Consider the following 16,911-nt stretch of genomic DNA (forward strand, 5'->3'; position numbering starts at 1 on the left):
TGCCCCTCTGCCCCTCTGCTCCTCTGCTCCTCTGCTCCTCTGCCCCTCTGCCCCTCTGCCCCTCTGCCCCTCTGCCCAAAGCTATTCGTTAGGAGATTCTTGCGGTGTCGGTGCTGGCGACTGGGAACTTTGAGAGCCGAACGTCCGCCAAAGCCCGTATCCAGCCAAAACCACAATGAGCAGCAATGCCAGCACCCCCAGCACAGTTGTGCTGCGATCGCCTTGTTGAGTGCCAACGCCAGCTGCTTCCCGATCTGGCGCGGTTGATTCATCATAAAGCAGCGCTCTGGAAGCATCTGTAAGTTCCCATTCCATAGGAGAGGTAGGCACTTCTGTCTCTGGTTCTACGCTCTTGGGATCGAACAGCACTGGCGGTTCTAAAGAGAGGAGACAGCAGCTGAGTACGACCGACGTATTATCGTGACCATTCTTTTCGTTAGCCAGGTCGATCCAAGAGTTAACAGCTGCTTCAACAGAAAGCTTGCCCTTAAGAACCGGCTTGGCGTAATCCTTCCAGGACTTCTCCACCCAACCGCGATCGCAAAGCCCGTCCGAACACAACAGCAGCAGACCATCTTCTTCCACAATAAAGCGCTGAATCGTCGGACGGAGGAGTTCGGCATCTCGCGTCCCCAGCGCCTGAGTCAACGCACCGCCATCCGATCGCTTAAGCGCCTCCCGGTGCAAGCTGCGTCCCATCCGAACTTCGCGGGTAGCCACATCATCATCCACAGTCAGTTGCTGACAGTAATCAGCCGTTATCCAGTAGATGCGGCTATCTCCAACACTAGCAATGTAAAGTTCGTGGGCATTCCCCAACACTTCCCCATTTGCTATCTGGATCTTTTGGGGTAACTGGAGAGCCATCACCAGAGTTGTACCCATTCGCTGGCGCAATTCCCTGCCTTGGGCGTCATTCTGGTTGGAAATCATGTTATTGACCACCCGAATAATTGCCGTCAGTTGGTCTATAACTAACTTCGGCGGCACAATTTGCGTTTGTGCGGTCACTTCCATCAGCAGCGCCCGCAGCTGAAGTTTTAGGGTTTGCAGTGCTATATCGCTGGCTACCTCGCCTCCTTCATGACCGCCAATCCCATCGCAAACTATGGTTAAGTAGGGGAGCAGCGCGTCGTTGGGCGGCTCGTCCCGATTGTAGATATCTAGATTTGTGGGATAGCAGGCATCTTCGTTGCTTTGGCGCATCGGCCCAGTATCGGTTGCCCCTGACACTTGCAAACGTAAGGGAAGCTGAGCGGCTTGTTCTAACAATAGCCGGTTGAGCTGAGTGGCTAGAGCCTCCAACTCCACCTCGCCGCTACGCATTTGCTCACCAATCTCTTGCAGTCGCTGGGCTACAGGGTCTGTTGCTGCTCCAGTCCAATCAATCCAGCACTCTCCCAGATCCTTTAAAGACACATTTTCTTGTAACTCTGCTGCATCGGCATACAATTCCAACAGCCATACCCGCCAACCTTGAACTCGGACATTTTCTGGCACCAGCAGCGTCGAAGCTACCCCCAGTTCCGATAAAGGTGTCCACAATTCGAGCATTTGCCACAGCCAATATACCTGTCGCACCGGCGTAGCCTGATGCCAAGCCTCTACAATGGAGGGATAAAGGTTTCCTTCCTCGTCTATCGGCACATTTTCTAGAAGCATTACCTCAGCTGTTTCTGGTTCCTCGTCCAGCAGAGCCAAACCGTAGACTTCGGGTATATGGAGACGCAAAGGGAATAGGCGTAGGTAAGGGATAACCTGGTCAGGTAATTCGTGGGGAACATGAGGCGGCAGTTCCGGTTGTGTATCCAGCCAAATTTGGGGTGCAACAACCTGATATCTGCCTTCAACTAGCTCTCCCGCTGGGATCTGCGCTGATGCTGGGTCAGCAGCCCAAAGGTAGCGATTAATTGGCGGTTCGGAACTGCTCATAATCGGCAAAATTTATAAAAAAAATCTTAAATCGAAGTGGGAATCGAAGAAATTGCACTCACAACCAAGGAAATTCAGGTATTAAGTGTTGTAGTGAACGCAATATAGAACACCCTCTCCATCGTACCTGGCTAGGGTGAGGTAGTTCATCTTATCTTGTGTCAATCTAGTGACCGGAACATCCATTATGTTATTAAGTCTTAGGATAATCTGGTTTTTGGCAGGGGCGGCTGGTAAAGTTTCTACCGCACCAACCCTCTTGGGAATTAGCCCCACCGTGTTCTGGTTGGTGGTAGGGGCGGTGCTTTGCTCGGTGGAGCTAGTTTTACCGACGGCTTTTACGGCATTCACGATGGGACTGAGCGCTCTGATGGTAGGTTTGCTTTCTACTGTAGTGCGAAGTCCTCAATGGCAGGTGTTTCTTTGGCTCTTACTTTCCACAGCTTTGATTTTCTTATCCCGTCGCTTGCTGCCCAAGCGTAAGGTATTCTCTATTCAGGATGCCACCGAGGCGCAGACGATTACCGAGATTCTGCCGGGAGAGACGGGACGGGTACTGTACGAAGGGAATTCTTGGCGGGCGCGTTGTGAGGATGAAAAACTCGCTTTAGCCCAGAACCAGAAAGTTTACGTGGTGGGACGACAAGGTATCACGCTGATTGTGATGCCAGAAAACCTTTCAGATTAGTTAAATTTAACCCCCAATAAGAGAAAAATTGCGAGTTTCAATATGGAACAATTATTTCTGTTAGTTTTTTTAGCCCTTGGTGGTTCTGCTATTGCCGGATCGGTTAAAATTATCAATCAAGGCAATGAAGCTTTGGTGGAAAGTTTGGGCAAATATAACGGTAGGAAACTGGAGCCCGGTCTTAATTTCGTTACTCCGTTTATCGATCGCATCGCCTATCAAGAAACCATTCGCGAAAAAGTTTTAGACATTCCCCCTCAACCCAGTATCACCCGCGACAACGTATCTATCACGGTTGATGCGGTGGTTTACTGGCGCATCATGGATATGGCAAAAGCTTATTACAAAGTCCAAAATCTCCAGTCGGCGATGGTAAACTTGGTGCTGACTCAGATTCGCTCTGAAATCGGCAAACTTGAGTTAGATGAAACTTTTACCGCTCGTTCTCAAATCAGCGAACTTTTGTTGCAAGATTTGGATATCGCTACCGATCCTTGGGGTGTGAAGGTAACGCGGGTGGAACTGCGGGATATTATTCCCGCCAAGGCGGTGCAGGATGCGATGGAATTGCAAATGTCAGCCGAACGTAAAAAGCGGGCGGCTATTCTTACTTCTGAAGGGGAACGGGAATCGGCTGTTAATTCTGCCAGAGGTAAGGCAGAAGCGCAAGTGCTGGAAGCAGAATCCCGTCAGAAAGCGGCAATTCTGGAGGCGGAGGGTCAACAAAAGACGATCGTTCTGAAAGCGCAAGCGGAACGCCAGCAACAAGTTCTGAAGGCGCAAGCTACCGCTGAGGCGCTGCAAATTGTTGCCAAAACTCTCGCCACAGATCCCCACGCTCACGAAGCGCTACAGTTTTTATTAGCGCAGAATTATCTGGAAATGGGTCAAAAGATTGGTAGCAGCGACAGCAGCAAGGTGATGTTTATGGACCCGCGCAGTATCCCAGCAACTTTGGAGGGGATGCGATCGATCGTGGGAGAGGTTGGTAATAAAGAGTACAAGTAGGGAAAGTTAAAAGCCAAAAGTCAAAAATTCTTTCTTTTGACTTTTGACTTTCCCTAATCTTGATGAACCGCCTGACATTGGTTGCAGAGGCCAAAAAATTCCAGTGTGTGATAGAAAATTGTGAACTGGTGCGATCGGTGCAGCTGGGTTTCTAGTTCGTGGACGGGACATTCATCAAGGGAAATCGATTTACCGCACTCTAGACAAGTCATGTGATGTTTGTCTTCATGTACTGAGCTATAAAGAGACTCGCCATTGGGTAACATTCTTACCTGTACCGCGCCTTCTCGTTTTAAGGCTTCTAAAGCACGATAGACTGTCGCTAAACCCAGACCTTGGTTTTGGCTACGCAGTTCAACATAGATTTCCTGAGCTGAAATCCCTTGGTTCAGGTTCTTGAGCAAGTTCAAAATGCGTCTTTGACTGCGAGTGTGTTGTTGTGCTTTCATCTTTCTTCCTCCTTGGAGACTCCCGGCCAAACTGTACTCAGTTTGGCGGTGAGAGTCAAAGGAGGGCACGGTAAAAGTTGCATAACTATTCATAAGGTCGATGAGGAAACCGTTGCGCCTCAAAAGTGGTGAAACTTCTTGGCATACCCGCTGGCATTACAGGATTGAGGCTACCGATATTGTTCTGTGATTGACCCGCCTCGGTAGGGCGTTTAATTTCTTGGGGATTGCTCCCCCTCCCATTACTGGGGTAATGTTCGCCTTGACAATGTTAGTGGTCGGTACTTTCCAAGCAGCACTGGCTTAACCCTTTAGACCTGTTTAACCACCTGGTTCTAGAGCTACAGACTGGCGTCGCATCCGTAGGTAGGAACTTGAACTCTTTCCACTAACGTAGGTATTGCTACCTGAGTCTGGTCAACTCGACTCTTTCAAGCCACCACTATAATCGGAGTACCGATTATAGTGGTGGGTTGTTGACCCTGAAATTTGGTTACGATGAGAACCCGTGCCTTTCTCTAAGCTAACTCAGTTGGTTACACAACCATAGCCCGGTACGACATTAAAATAAGGAAGCTGCAACCTCTAAAGTATCGTTTATTGGGAAAATAGTTGTGTTGAAATATCAGGCTCGAATCTATGTTACTCTGCGGCCTTCAGTTTTAGACCCGGCTGGTACGGCTGTGCAGTCTGGACTGAAGCACATGGGTTATGAAAATGTGGAACAAGTGAGAATAGGGAAGTATGTCGAACTGACGCTGACTGCTGAGTCTCTTGATGCGGCGAAAAAGCAACTGGATGTGATTTGCGACCAGTTGTTGGCGAATGTGGTGATTGAAAATTATCGCTTTGAGTTGGCTGAGGTGTCTGCACCGGCGGAGGCGAAGGTATGAAGTTTGGGGTGCTGGTTTTTCCGGGTTCAAATTGCGATCGCGATGTCGCTTATGTGACCCGCGATATCTTGAAACAGCCAACGCGCATGGTTTGGCATGAGGAAACGGATATTTCGGATCTTGATGTGGTGGTGATTCCGGGTGGTTTCAGCTACGGGGATTATTTGCGCTGCGGTGCGATCGCACGTTTCTCTCCGGTAATGAAAGCTACTGTGGAACACGCAAACAAAGGTAAGTTGGTTTTGGGGATTTGCAATGGTTTTCAGGTGCTAACGGAGGCGGGTTTGTTACCTGGGGCGTTGGTGCGGAATCGGGATTTGCATTTTGTTTGCGATCGCATTCCCCTGCGCGTAGAACGGACTGATCTGCCTTGGACGCAATCATATCAAAAAGGGGAAGTGATTACTTTGCCGATCGCCCACGGCGAGGGTAATTACTACGCCGATGCCGATACTTTGGCAGAGTTGGAAGATAGCGATCGAGTGCTGTTCCGCTACCAAGGCGAAAATCCCAACGGTTCGTTAAATAATATTGCAGGTATTTGCAATATTAAAGGAAATGTGCTAGGGATGATGCCGCATCCTGAGAGGGCGTCCGATGCAATGTTGGGCAGTACAGATGGGCTAAAGTTGTTTGAAGGATTGTTGAAAGTAGCGGTAGCGGCGATGGTTTAAAAGAAACCCGGTTTCTTAAAGAAACCGGGTTTCTAAATTTTGATATAGCAACCGCCAAGGCGGTTAAGACATTCTGTTCTGAATTCCTGAAACGTTGGCGGATTCTAAACCCTTCTTCCCCTAGCCCCTAGCCCCTAGCCCCTAGTCCCTAGTCCCTAGCTATATTAGTTACCCGGCTTCAAACTTTGCACTTCTTCCAAGCTAAGTCCAGTTGTTTGACTAATAGTTTCTTCGTTTAATCCTATATCAAAAAGTCGCTTGGCGATTTCAGCAGCATTTTGTTTCACGGCCTTTTTTACTGCATTACGCTGATCTTGAATAAAGATTTCCCGCTTTTGTAAATCTTCCAATTCTTCACGATTCAAGTTAGCTTGATTGGCAATTTCAAAAGCCTTATGAATTTCCGGCACTTCCCCCATCGTTTCCGGTACTGTTTGCAAACTTCTAGCACTTTTGAGAAAATAGATCCACTTATCCGTAAGTGTCTCTAAATCATCTAGTTCTTTGTTAAATTTGGGTAATTCCACAAACACTAATTCAATATCATAAATCAGATAATCAACTAGGTAATCTTGTTCTTTCAGGACAAAGCGCGAAATTACTTTATCCAAATTGGGAAACATTTCAAAATCTGTTATTGTTAAGGCAATCACTGGATTCAACAGGGTATAATCTTCCCCTGAATCCAATTGAATCGAATATGCTTTCGCAGCATTATATAAAATTCGCTTCTCAAAACCTTCAATATTTAAAACTTGCATCTCGATAATCACGGTTTTATCACCAGTGATTTTAGCTTTGACATCCAGGTAAGTATCTTTGATTCCTCTGATCTTAGGTGCTAAATAAGGATTGAGGATTTCTAAATCTTCGATAGTGGGATTGCCATCATAAAGAATGGCGTTTAAGAAACTGATCAGGATATCTTTGCTTTGTTCGGAACCAAAAATTTTCTTGAAGGCAAAATCTGTTTTCGGGTTGATGAAAATCATTGTAAAACCTCAATTGCTTAACTTTAGTAGAGGCGTTAGTTTAGGAGAAGCCCGGTTTCTCTAAGAAACCGGGTTTCTGATATCTGAAATTATGACATAATTGGATCGATTGCCAAGTGGATATGGCTACAAACGCCAAATTTGCAGATAGATACTCTACCATCGCCGCCCAGCCGACTTATTGCTGAGGTAGTTTTTTTTTGGTAAACTAAGAGTAATTGCTTCTACCTAAAGTCTGGAATGGCAGGTAATCGTGCGGAAACGTTGGTTATTTCCTCTCCTGTTGAGTTTATCTCTGGTAACGATACCTCTGTTGGCTGTTGGACAGACGATTGATGAGTTGTTTCAGCAAGGTAAGGTAGCGATAGAGTCTAGGAACTATTCTCAGGCGGAAAGTATTTATCGCCAAGCTATTCAACTCTATCCAAATAATGCTGTTACTTACTACAAGCTGGGCAATGCGCTGTACAACCAGAAGAAACTCGAAGAAGCAGTAGAGAACTATCGCCGCGCCATCCAACTCGACCCCAATTATGCTGCTGCTTACCACGATCTGGGCATTGTGTTGTATTCCCAGAAGAAATTGGATGAAGCAATAGCCAACTATCACCGCGCCATCCAACTCGACCCTAACTCTGCGATTACTTACGTCAGTCTGGGCAATGTGCTTGATGACCAGAAAAAATCGGAAGAAGCAATAGCCAACTATCGCCGCGCTATCCAACTCGACCCCAATTCTGTTTACGCTTACTTCAATATGGGTGTTGCGCTTTCTCGCGAAAATAATATTGAAGAAGCGATTGCATCCTATCGCCGCGCCATTCAACTCGACCCCAACTATGCTGTTGCTTATAATGGTCTAGGCAATGCGCTGATACAGCAGGGTAAACTCGATGAAGCATTAATCAACTATCGCCGTGCCATCCAACTCGACCCCAACTTAGGTGCTGCTTATAATGGTCTAGGCGTTGCGCTGAGACAGCAGGGTAAACTCGATGAAGCATTAATCAACTATCGCCGCGCCATCCAACTCGACCCCAACAATGCTAATGCTTACATCGGTCTGGGCAATGCGCTGAGTGACCAGAAGAAACTCGATGAAGCGATCGCATCCTATCGCCAAGCATTGAGATTACCAGAAGATACAACTACAACTCCAGCCAGCGTTCATACTTCAGCGCACAATAATTTAGGCTTAGTACTCCAGCAACAAGGGAAAATAGAAGAAGCAATTGCAGAATTTAAACAATCAATCACCTTAGACCCCAACTTCGTATATGCCCAAAACAATCTCAAAGAAGCAGAACGCCTACTAGCATTACGGCGAAATCCCCAATCAATCATAGTAGATGACAGACAATGGTTGCCTAGTCGAGAAAAAAACCCCTTAGTAGATATTTATCGGTCTGTTGTGTGGATTAGCGCCGATATTCCTGCCGGTAGAAATACTGGCGCTGGTTGGGTCGTTAAACGTGAAGGAAACAAAGTTTGGATTATCACCAATCGCCACGTCGTCAGTGATGCTGAAGGTACGAGACAACCCAGCGAAAATATTGAGATAGAATTTTACAGTGAACCGCCTAACGGCCAATTCCGTCGCCGCTACAAGGCACAACTTTCCAAGATTACCAATCCCGATGACTCCCTGGATTTAGCTGTTTTAGAAGTTACAGGCATTCCCGATGATATCAAGCCATTGCAAATGTATTCAGGCATAGTCAGCAACACCACCCTAGTTCGCGTAATTGGACATCCCAATAACGGTCGTTATTGGAGTCAAGTTCGCGGAGAAATTAGCAACGTTAACCCCAATGAAACCACACTACAAATAGATGCTAACCTCGCTCAAGGCAATTCTGGTGGCCCGGTAATTGACCTAGAAAATCGTGTTGTTGTTGGGGTCATGGTTCAGATTACTGATGGCAACCAAGCTTTAGATGCTGCTGACACCAATCGCGACCAACCCCCAACGACAGGTGGCTTTGGTTTCGCTTATCGTATCGATGTTGTGATGGAAAAATTGCGTAATTGGGGAATCTTGAAATGATATGAAAAGTAAAAACGCTATGAACTACAAATTCCTACTAACAAGTCTATTAATCTTAAATTTACACAGCCTTCCCGCCCAAGCTTGTCCCAACGGCAACCCCCAAACCCTCGGTTATATCCGCCGCGACAACAACCGCTGCGAAGGCATTGCTAATATCAACGTTGGCGGTTCTTTCAGTCTAATTTCCTTCGTCACCCGCAACATTCCCACATTCGGCGACAACCTCAGTTTGCAAATTCCCCGCATTGGCGACACTTCCCCCAATATCAGTGTGCGTTCTTTGGGCAGAAATTATCAATTAGATGACTTCTCTCTTGTCCGCAGTCAAAATAACTTTACCTTCAACTGGCCTACGCGGATTTTAAAAGAAGCCAATATTTCACCTAACAGCTTACGCGCCTTAGCTTCCATCAATTTAGGTTCTCAGGTTGTCTATGTACCAGTGATTTTGGGGCAACCTTCCGGTCAGTATGAAATCGTGCTTTATTCATCCCAATTGGTCAAAATTTCCACCTTTGAAATCAGCCGCAACAATCAAGTCGTCTATCGCAGTCCGCGCAATAATCCCCAGCGGGGAGAAATTATTTTCACTTGGGATGGACGCAATCAACCTGCGGGTCGCTATCAGTTGCGCCTTGCTGCCCAATTAGAGCAATATGGTAGACCGCCAGAACAAGTAAATTCGCTAATTACTTTTGAACATAATCCTAATTGGTTGAAATGATGAAATTCCCAATTATAAAATTTTACACTTATTGTTTTTGGGTAATATATGGCATCAGCTTTTGTATTTGGTTAGCCATCATTGCCTATTTATGGTTAGGATTTAAACTGATTGAAGGTATAAAATGGATGTTTTTCAATCACAAACTATTGGCTATTATTATGATAAAAAGTATAAAAAATATATTTTTAAATCCCCAAAAAATTGGTATCCTTCTAATCTTATTATTCACAGTTATTCTTCTCCTAGCTATCTTCCCTGTCACCCATAACTTTGAGGGGCAACTAATCGTACAAGAAATGAATTTTACTTATGTTGGCAATAACTCAAATAAGCTGTTTCTTAATTCAATTCGTGGTATCAATCAAATTTCAGTTAGAGGCACTCAAACATTGACATTAACTGGGAAATTTGCTAGCAAAACCTATCCCCAGCTAAATAAGTTAAACAAGCTGACAATTGAATTACCCAATGAAAAGAGTAACTTGAGTATTTCTCCTGCGAATCCTCAAAAAACTAGCCAAATTGAAATGGAATTGCGGCTACAACCAAATACAACTGTTAAAGGACTTAATTATAACTCTTACGACGATAAGAAGCACAAAGTTAAAGTTAATTACCTTTCCCTATCGCTGCAAACAGAAACAGAAAAAACTGCTGCCAATTTATTACAGATGCAACTTGGCGATCAATTTCTGAAATTACAGCTAGAAGATTACCGTTTACCCAACCTGAAATTACCAACTAATTCTAATAATTCCGATTCCGAATTGGAAGTTATTTTTAAACCTGATATTCAAGAAATAGGATTGCATCTACCACAAACCACTGATTTACTTATAGACTTACCCGAACCTACAACAAGAGAATACTCTCAATGGTTCCGGGGAGATTTGGCCGTAAAAAATGTCCAATTTTACCAGATTGAAAAAACTGGTGTTGATGTAAAAGATGATTTATTTAATTCTACCATACTCGCAGGGCAAATTCGCATGGCAGGTCAAGAACACAAGATCGAAAAAAATCAATTTTTAATCACTGAAGAACCAGGCGTTAAATTACTGCGAAATATCCAAATTAACCCAGAATCGCCCCAAGGTTTAGAAGTACGCATCGCTGGGGAAACAAAGCGACTGCAAATAGGATTAGATGCTCGCTTTCCTGTTGTTACTATCCAAGCTACTTTGTTAGATAAATTTTTGGCGCGAGATACTATAATTGCTTTAATTTCTTTTTCTGCTGCTTCTTTTAGTTATGTATTGTATTGGCTACTGGAACAGTGGGCTAAATCTAATCAAAAATCTTGACTTCCCCTAGCGATTGAAATTGTCGCGCAGACTGCTAAAATATTTTTAGTTGAAAAAGTAAGTTTTGGCTAAAAGCCTTGTCCAGTAAGGTTTGCGAGCTAAACTTTTTACTTTTACCATCCTAAGTCTGAATTACCTATAGCAATCCTAAATGAGTCGTGAACACATATTTAATAGTGAATGTTGGGTTACGACGCGGGAAAAGACCTATCTGTGAGCATTATAAGTTAATTACCGCGTCTAACCCAACCTAGCATTTGTTTACATCTCATTTAGGATTGCTATATATTATTCGACTATAAAATCATCTTACAACCCAAACTTTTAGGAGTATTGCTGTGGACGTAAAAGCTGCTGTTGCTTTTGAGGCTGGTAAACCGTTAAGCATCGAAACTGTACAATTAGAAGGGCCTAAAGAGGGAGAAGTCCTCGTCGAAATCAAAGCCACCGGAGTCTGTCATACCGATGCTTACACTCTCTCTGGGGCCGATCCGGAAGGCTTATTTCCCGCCATTTTAGGTCATGAAGGTGCAGGGGTTGTCGTTGAAGTGGGGTCTGGTGTGACAAGCGTTAAACCGGGCGATCGCATTATTCCCCTTTACATCCCAGAATGCCGCAATTGCAAATACTGTCTCAGCAGAAAAACTAATCTTTGTCAAGCAATTCGCACAACTCAAGGGCGTGGCGTGATGCCAGATGGTACGAGTCGCTTCTCAATAAATGGGCAACCGCTCCATCACTATATGGGTACATCCACCTTTGCCAACTATACTGTATTGCCAGAAATTGCGGTAGCCAAAATTCGCGAAGATGCCCCTTTTGATAAAGTTTGTTTAATAGGTTGTGGCGTTACAACAGGCATCGGTGCAGTTATTAATACTGCCAAAGTTGAGCCAGGAGCAAATGTTGTTGTTTTTGGTTTGGGTGGGGTGGGTTTGAATGTCATTCAAGGCGCACGCATGGTGGGGGCGAACATGATTGTGGGCGTCGATCTAAATCCTGCTAAGCGAACTTTAGCCGAGAAATTTGGCATGACTCACTTTGTCAATACTCAAGAAATTGATGGCGATTTGGTATCTTATCTGGTAGAGTTAACGGGCGGTGGTGCAGATTATAGTTTTGAATGTATTGGCAATGTTAATGTGATGCGACAAGCCTTGGAATGCTGTCACAAAGGTTGGGGTGTAAGTGTTGTTGTTGGTGTGGCTGGTGCGGGACAAGAAATTAGTACTCGTCCATTTCAATTAGTAACCGGACGAGTTTGGAAAGGTACTGCTTTTGGAGGTGCAAGAGGTCGCACTGATGTGCCTCAAATTGTGGACTGGTACATGAATGGTTTGATTAATATTGATAACCAAGTGACTCATGTTATGCCGATTACGCAGATTAATGAGGCTTTTGCGTTGATGCACGAAGGAAAGTCCATTCGCACGGTTTTGACGTTTTAGCTATTGTTTCTAAAACAGGTCTTACACAAAATCACGAAAAATCAAGCATTGTCGGGGCGGGTTTTGTACTAGGGATATCTGTGAAATGCTTAATTTATCGGCTAAACCCGCCCCTACGCCAAAAATGGGTGCGGAAGTCCTGTAAAATCTAAAATAAAATTTATGTCTGCATCTCTCAACCTTATCAGCGAATCGGCTTGCTTTGGCGGTACAATTGGCTTTTACAGTCATCACTCCCAAGCTTGCAATAGCGAAATGAAATTCGCTGTGTACCAACCACCGCAAGCCAAATTACGATCGGTCCCTGTTCTCTACTTTCTCTCTGGTTTAACCTGCACTGAAGAAAACTTTATGGTGAAGGCGGGGGCGCTGCGATTTGCGGCTGAATACGGGTTGATGCTGGTAGCGCCGGATACTAGCCCTCGCCATACGGGGATTGCGGGTGAGGATGATGATTGGGATTTGGGTACGGGTGCGGGTTTTTACGTTGATGCCACGATCGGGCCTTGGAAAGCGCACTATCGGATGTACAGTTATGTGGTGGATGAACTACCAGCTGCGATCGCACAAAATTTCCCAGCCATACCGGAACGACAAGGCATTTTCGGTCATTCGATGGGGGGTCATGGGGCGCTGATTTGCGCTTTGAAAAATCGCGATCGCTACCTGTCCGTTTCCGCCTTCGCCCCCATCAGCGCACCCATGCGCTGTCCTTGGGGACAAAAAGCCTTCTCTCACTACTTGGGAACTGACATGGAAACTTGGCGTGCCTACGATGCTAGCGAATTGGTACTCACGACTAAGTGCGATCGTCCCATTCTCATCGATCAAGGCACTGCCGATGTCTTTCTCGCGAAGCAACAATTGCTACCAGAAGTGTTTGAACAAGCTTGTGCCAAAGCTGGAGTGCCGCTGATGTTAAGGATGCAAGAAGGTTACGATCACAGCTATTACTTTATCGCGACTTTTATGGAAGATCACATCCGCCATCACGCTGCTGTTTTGTGTCAGTAATCCTAGTTGGAAATTCTCTTTATATCATGTCCTTACGCATCGTTAGTGTAAGAGTGATATCGTCAAATTGTTTGTTGCCATCGGTGGTTAAATTTTTACCACAGATGAAGACAGATGAACACAGATGAACACAGATAAGAGTGGGAATTTTTTAGACAAGCGATGCCACCGTACATGATTTTAATCAGGGGAACCAATGAGGGTAAATGCTGCCCAATTCTTCGGATCGGGGTGGTTTTTGATTGTTGCCAGCATCGCTTGTCGCAAAGCTTGGACTTTATCGGGATTCTTTTGCAGCTGGCGATAAAATTCGGTCATTAATTCTGCGGTGGGGGCATCTGGAACAGACCACAGGGAGACGATGACGCTGGGAACGCCTGCGGCAATTAAGGCGCGTGACAGACCAATAACGCCATCGCCGGTAATTTTGCCTCTGCCTGTGTCACAGGCACTCAGGACAACTAATTCGGCGTTTAGCTTCAATTTTAGTATTTCGCTGGATGTGAGCAGTCCGTCATCTTTACCGGATGGCGCTAGTGCGATCGCACCGGGCATACCCAATTGTCTAAAATCATCGAGCAATCCGTGTGTAGCCAGATGAATAATTCTGGCGTTGGACATCTTTTGCACTATAGATGCTTTGGTGGCCCGATCGCCAGTGATGGCTTGGGTATTTAACAGAGTAGCAATAGCCGTAGCTTCCCGCTCTGCACCCGGTAAACTCGGCAGCTGTTGCGGTGGTTCTCCTGATTTGCCTGGAATGCTAGGCATGGTAGGATTGCCAACCACAAGTACATCATTTTCTGAGACTTGTTGCCGTTGCTTATGAGTTAAATCTAGTACTTGAATTGCTGGAGCGATCGAGATGGTATGTTGTTCGATCAAGTATTTACCAGAAGCATCTTGCAAAGCGGCAAAGGGAACGAGAAATAGAGATTCTTGTGGCACGAAAATTACGCGATCTTCTGGATTTTCTGGTAGCAGGTCAGCAATTGGCTGGATTAATAGTTGATGAAGTTGTTTAAGTTGTTGCGCTTGGTTACCAGGTTTATCTGCTACTGTTGCCGATACAAATAAGCCGCGACCCCCCACACCTATCGATTCGCGGCTAGTCGAAACTAAGTCTGCTAAAGAGATATTTTGTTGCTGCCATAGAGGTTTTAGGTCGATGCGACGAAAGGCAACTTCACCTGTTGGTTTGATTACCCAGATAAAGAGTTCGGATTCCTTGGCTTGTCGCTTTCCTTGAACGTCAAAAACACTATAAGTAATAGCATATTCTACAAGTGTGGCATTTTGAGCTTTAGCAATTTGTTTGATTTTCTCAATGTTGGGTGGATCTATGGTTGTGCGATCGCCTGAAGTATATCCTAGCCGTATGGCTAATAAATCAGCGTAGGCGCGGGCTCGTCCCTGTTCGGACACTTCCAACGCTGCATTGATTTTACTCTGGTCGCTCAGTACTTCTTGAAGATTACGATATGTAGTAGATTGGATTTCAAAAATTGATACTTTGTTAGCATCAGAATCATTACTAATTCCTAATCCAGCTCGCAGAGATTCCCAAACTTCAACGCCAGCAAATAGGTTTTTTTCAGATTCGATCAGTTGACGCAAGTGAAACAAAGCATCACCCAAATTAGTCAGAGCAATTCCTTCTCCTAAACGGGCGCGGAGTTCCTGAACTATCGATAAACTTTGTTTATGGTATTCAAGCGCTTTGTCATATTCACCCGCAGCAGAGTAGGTACTGCCCACATTCAACAACGCTTGTGCTTCTTGTAGGCGATCGCCTATTTCCCTGGCGATAACCAAACTCTGCTGGTGGTATTCGATCGCACGTGGAAAGTTACCCAAAGCAGTGTAGACATTGCCCAAATTTCCTAGCGCCTGTGCCTCCCCGTAGCGGTCTTTATTTTGTCGCACCAGGGCTAAACTCTGCTCCTGATATTCGATCGCTTTGTCATAGTTTCCTTGGGCAAGGTAAGCATTACCGAGATTTCTCTTTGTTGGCCCCTCCCACTCTAGCGCGGGTATTGCTTCCGTAATTGCTAAACTTTCATTATAATATTTAATCGCTTTCTTATAATTTCCAATTGCTCCATAAGCCGCTCCTAAACCTCCTAAAGCTAAAGCTTCTCCCAGGCGATTTTCCATTTTACGCGCTAATTCTAAATGCTCTTTATGGTATTTAATGGAGTTAGCGTAATCTCCTATGACAAAGTAACTTACCGCCAAATTATTCACCGCATACTGTTCCCACTGTCGATTATTGTGTTCTTTAGCGATCGCTAAATTCTGCTCGTAACACCGAATTAGTTTTTCATAGGTTACCTGAGTACGATTACCCAGATTCATCCCTTTGAGAGAATCGACTTGTTGTTCGCACTCTTGCATTTTTTGTGCGATTTTAGGATCGGTTTGATTAGTTCTTCCTGGCGATGTTGATGGTCGATTTGGCTGACTTGTTGAATTAGAAGCAGTACTGTTTTGATTAGTTTGTCCTGTTGATTGCGTGGGCTGATTTTGTTGACTTGTTCCAGTTGAAGTTGTACTGCTTTGATTTGATTGTGTTGGCGATGTTCTGGTTTGAGTTGTGCCTGTTGAAGTTGTACTGCTTTGATTTGATTGTGTTGGCGATGTTCTGGTTTGAGTTGTGCCTGTTGAAGTTGAGGTATTTTGATTTGATTGTGTTGGTGATGTTGGGGTTTGAGTTGTGCCTGTTGAAGTTGCGGTATTTTGATTTGATTGTGTTGGCGATGTTGAAGGCTGACTTGCTTGCTCTGTTGAAGTAGTAATGGAATTGTTGGGATTATTTTGCTCTCCTAATGTCGAGGGCTGAGTACCTTGAGCTATTGAGGAATCATTTGAGCCACCATTTGATGGCGTGTTAAGCTCGTTGGTCGGCTCAGGCACATTTGGAGGAGTGTAAATACTGGGACTTGTGGGAGGGGAAGTGTCGGGATTATTCGAGCCACCATCTGTAGGCTTCTCAAGCGTTGGGGTTGCCTCAGATGTGTTTGAAGGCTGATTGGTTGAAGGCAATACATTACCATTATCGCCGGATGCGATCGATTGTCCGCCATTACCCGCGCCCGGTGTTGAGTCACCATTAGCGCCACCTTCTGTTGGCCTATCAAGCGTTGGGGTTGCCTCGGATGTGTTTGAAGGCTGATGGATGAGGAAAGGCAGTTTTGGCGACTGACCTCCTGGATTTGTGATTCCACGGTTGGTTGATGAGGAGTAATCATCGTATGCGATCAATTGTCCAGAATTACCTGATATTGCTGAAGAAATTGTCAGGCATTTTGTCCCCAGCTTTAGTCCCACCACACTAGGGATACCAGGAGTGCTGGGACAGGCAGTACCGGGATCGGCAGGGGAAGCAATTAAATATAGTGATTCTGGCAAAGCTCCTCTGACGATCGCAAATTGTGTTACCAAAGGCGACTGCGGTAGAGGTTCCCTCACCAGTCTAAGGGGAGGACTGCTTGTGGGTAGCGATCGCACAAGTGGTAATCGCGATAGTGCATTTCTCTGTGGCGACAGAAGCAGTGAAAGCGGCAATGGCGAAGATCGTGATGGTGGCGTTACCACAACTGGTGGCGTTACCACAACTGGTGGCGTTACCACAACTGGTGGCGTTACCACAACGGGTGGCGTTACCACAACGGGTGGCGTTACCACAACGGGTGGCGTTACCACAACTGGTGGCGTTACCACAACGGGTGG

At 45.4% G+C, this 16,911-nt stretch carries 14 protein-coding genes; 10 read left to right on the plus strand and 4 right to left on the minus strand.

All coding sequences use genetic code 11. The annotated features are described in order from the left end of the window. Positions 1-81: 81 nt before the first annotated feature. Positions 82-1,932 carry a protein phosphatase 2C domain-containing protein gene (locus LAY41_RS28200; protein ID WP_249105351.1) on the minus strand — a complete coding sequence of 617 codons (1,851 nt, stop codon included), beginning with the start codon at positions 1,930-1,932 and terminating at the stop codon, positions 82-84. A 259-nt stretch (positions 1,933-2,191) separates the two neighbouring features. On the opposite strand from LAY41_RS28200, the gene LAY41_RS28205 reads away from it, so the two are divergent. Together LAY41_RS28205 and LAY41_RS28210 are read left to right on the plus strand one after the other, a co-directional pair. Further along, positions 2,192-2,620, plus strand: a complete 429-nt coding sequence (locus LAY41_RS28205) for an NfeD family protein (RefSeq protein WP_249105430.1) — start codon at positions 2,192-2,194, stop codon at positions 2,618-2,620. Positions 2,621-2,662: 42 nt separating this feature from the next. Next, on the plus strand, positions 2,663-3,628 hold the full coding sequence (locus LAY41_RS28210) for an SPFH domain-containing protein (protein ID WP_249105353.1): 966 nt from the start codon (positions 2,663-2,665) through the stop codon (positions 3,626-3,628). A 53-nt stretch (positions 3,629-3,681) separates the two neighbouring features. Here the strand turns inward: LAY41_RS28210 and LAY41_RS28215 are convergent, their stop codons facing one another. Next, positions 3,682-4,077 carry a Fur family transcriptional regulator gene (locus LAY41_RS28215; protein ID WP_249105355.1) on the minus strand — a complete coding sequence of 132 codons (396 nt, stop codon included), beginning with the start codon at positions 4,075-4,077 and terminating at the stop codon, positions 3,682-3,684. Positions 4,078-4,685: 608 nt separating this feature from the next. On the opposite strand from LAY41_RS28215, the gene purS reads away from it, so the two are divergent. Together purS and purQ are read left to right on the plus strand one after the other, a co-directional pair. Further along, complete coding sequence (purS, locus tag LAY41_RS28220) at positions 4,686-4,970, plus strand: phosphoribosylformylglycinamidine synthase subunit PurS (RefSeq protein WP_249105433.1); 285 nt, start codon at positions 4,686-4,688, stop codon at positions 4,968-4,970. Continuing rightward, positions 4,967-5,644, plus strand: a complete 678-nt coding sequence (gene purQ / locus LAY41_RS28225; RefSeq protein WP_249105358.1) for a phosphoribosylformylglycinamidine synthase subunit PurQ — start codon at positions 4,967-4,969, stop codon at positions 5,642-5,644. Before purS ends, purQ begins: the two co-directional genes overlap by 4 nt. Before the next feature lie 164 nt (positions 5,645-5,808). Here purQ and LAY41_RS28230 read toward each other — a convergent pair whose 3' ends face one another. Continuing rightward, positions 5,809-6,636, minus strand: coding sequence for an Rpn family recombination-promoting nuclease/putative transposase (locus tag LAY41_RS28230; RefSeq protein WP_249105360.1), 828 nt, complete (start codon positions 6,634-6,636; stop codon positions 5,809-5,811). A gap of 253 nt (positions 6,637-6,889) precedes the next feature. Here LAY41_RS28230 and LAY41_RS28235 point away from each other — a divergent pair, with 253 nt between their 5' ends. The 5 genes from LAY41_RS28235 (at position 6,890) to fghA (ending at position 13,179) form a co-directional block, all read left to right on the plus strand. Next, positions 6,890-8,683, plus strand: coding sequence for a tetratricopeptide repeat protein (locus LAY41_RS28235; protein WP_249105362.1), 1,794 nt, complete (start codon positions 6,890-6,892; stop codon positions 8,681-8,683). 1 nt (position 8,684) lies between these two features. Further along, positions 8,685-9,410: a T9SS type B sorting domain-containing protein gene (locus LAY41_RS28240; protein ID WP_249105364.1), complete on the plus strand. Its 726-nt coding sequence runs from the start codon at positions 8,685-8,687 to the stop codon at positions 9,408-9,410. Beyond that, positions 9,398-10,717, plus strand: a complete 1,320-nt coding sequence (locus LAY41_RS28245; RefSeq protein ID WP_249105365.1) for a hypothetical protein — start codon at positions 9,398-9,400, stop codon at positions 10,715-10,717. The genes LAY41_RS28240 and LAY41_RS28245 overlap by 13 nt, the downstream gene beginning before the upstream one ends. A gap of 338 nt (positions 10,718-11,055) precedes the next feature. Further along, complete coding sequence (locus LAY41_RS28250) at positions 11,056-12,165, plus strand: S-(hydroxymethyl)glutathione dehydrogenase/class III alcohol dehydrogenase (RefSeq protein WP_249105367.1); 1,110 nt, start codon at positions 11,056-11,058, stop codon at positions 12,163-12,165. 162 nt (positions 12,166-12,327) lie between these two features. After that, positions 12,328-13,179, plus strand: a complete 852-nt coding sequence (gene fghA / locus LAY41_RS28255; RefSeq protein ID WP_249105370.1) for an S-formylglutathione hydrolase — start codon at positions 12,328-12,330, stop codon at positions 13,177-13,179. 180 nt (positions 13,180-13,359) lie between these two features. Here fghA and LAY41_RS28260 read toward each other — a convergent pair whose 3' ends face one another. After that, positions 13,360-16,689: a CHAT domain-containing protein gene (locus LAY41_RS28260; protein ID WP_249105373.1), complete on the minus strand. Its 3,330-nt coding sequence runs from the start codon at positions 16,687-16,689 to the stop codon at positions 13,360-13,362. Here LAY41_RS28260 and LAY41_RS28265 point away from each other — a divergent pair. Beyond that, positions 16,673-16,911, plus strand: a 239-nt coding sequence (locus LAY41_RS28265; protein ID WP_249105375.1) for a hypothetical protein, incomplete at its 3' end; no start/stop codon positions are given. The two genes, LAY41_RS28260 and LAY41_RS28265, sit on opposite strands and share 17 nt — an antisense overlap.

This window comes from Argonema galeatum A003/A1 (genome assembly GCF_023333595.1).
In the GTDB taxonomy this organism is placed as follows: Bacteria; Cyanobacteriota; Cyanobacteriia; order Cyanobacteriales; family Aerosakkonemataceae; genus Argonema; species Argonema galeatum.

Coding starts and splice junctions, on each gene's coding strand:
- LAY41_RS28200 (WP_249105351.1), bottom strand. CDS start 1,932: ATGAGCAGTTCCGAACCGCCAATTAATCGCTACCTTTGGGCTGCTGAC.
- LAY41_RS28210 (WP_249105353.1), top strand. CDS start 2,663: ATGGAACAATTATTTCTGTTAGTTTTTTTAGCCCTTGGTGGTTCTGCT.
- LAY41_RS28215 (WP_249105355.1), bottom strand. CDS start 4,077: ATGAAAGCACAACAACACACTCGCAGTCAAAGACGCATTTTGAACTTG.
- purQ (WP_249105358.1), top strand. CDS start 4,967: ATGAAGTTTGGGGTGCTGGTTTTTCCGGGTTCAAATTGCGATCGCGAT.
- LAY41_RS28230 (WP_249105360.1), bottom strand. CDS start 6,636: ATGATTTTCATCAACCCGAAAACAGATTTTGCCTTCAAGAAAATTTTT.
- LAY41_RS28240 (WP_249105364.1), top strand. CDS start 8,685: ATGAAAAGTAAAAACGCTATGAACTACAAATTCCTACTAACAAGTCTA.
- fghA (WP_249105370.1), top strand. CDS start 12,328: ATGTCTGCATCTCTCAACCTTATCAGCGAATCGGCTTGCTTTGGCGGT.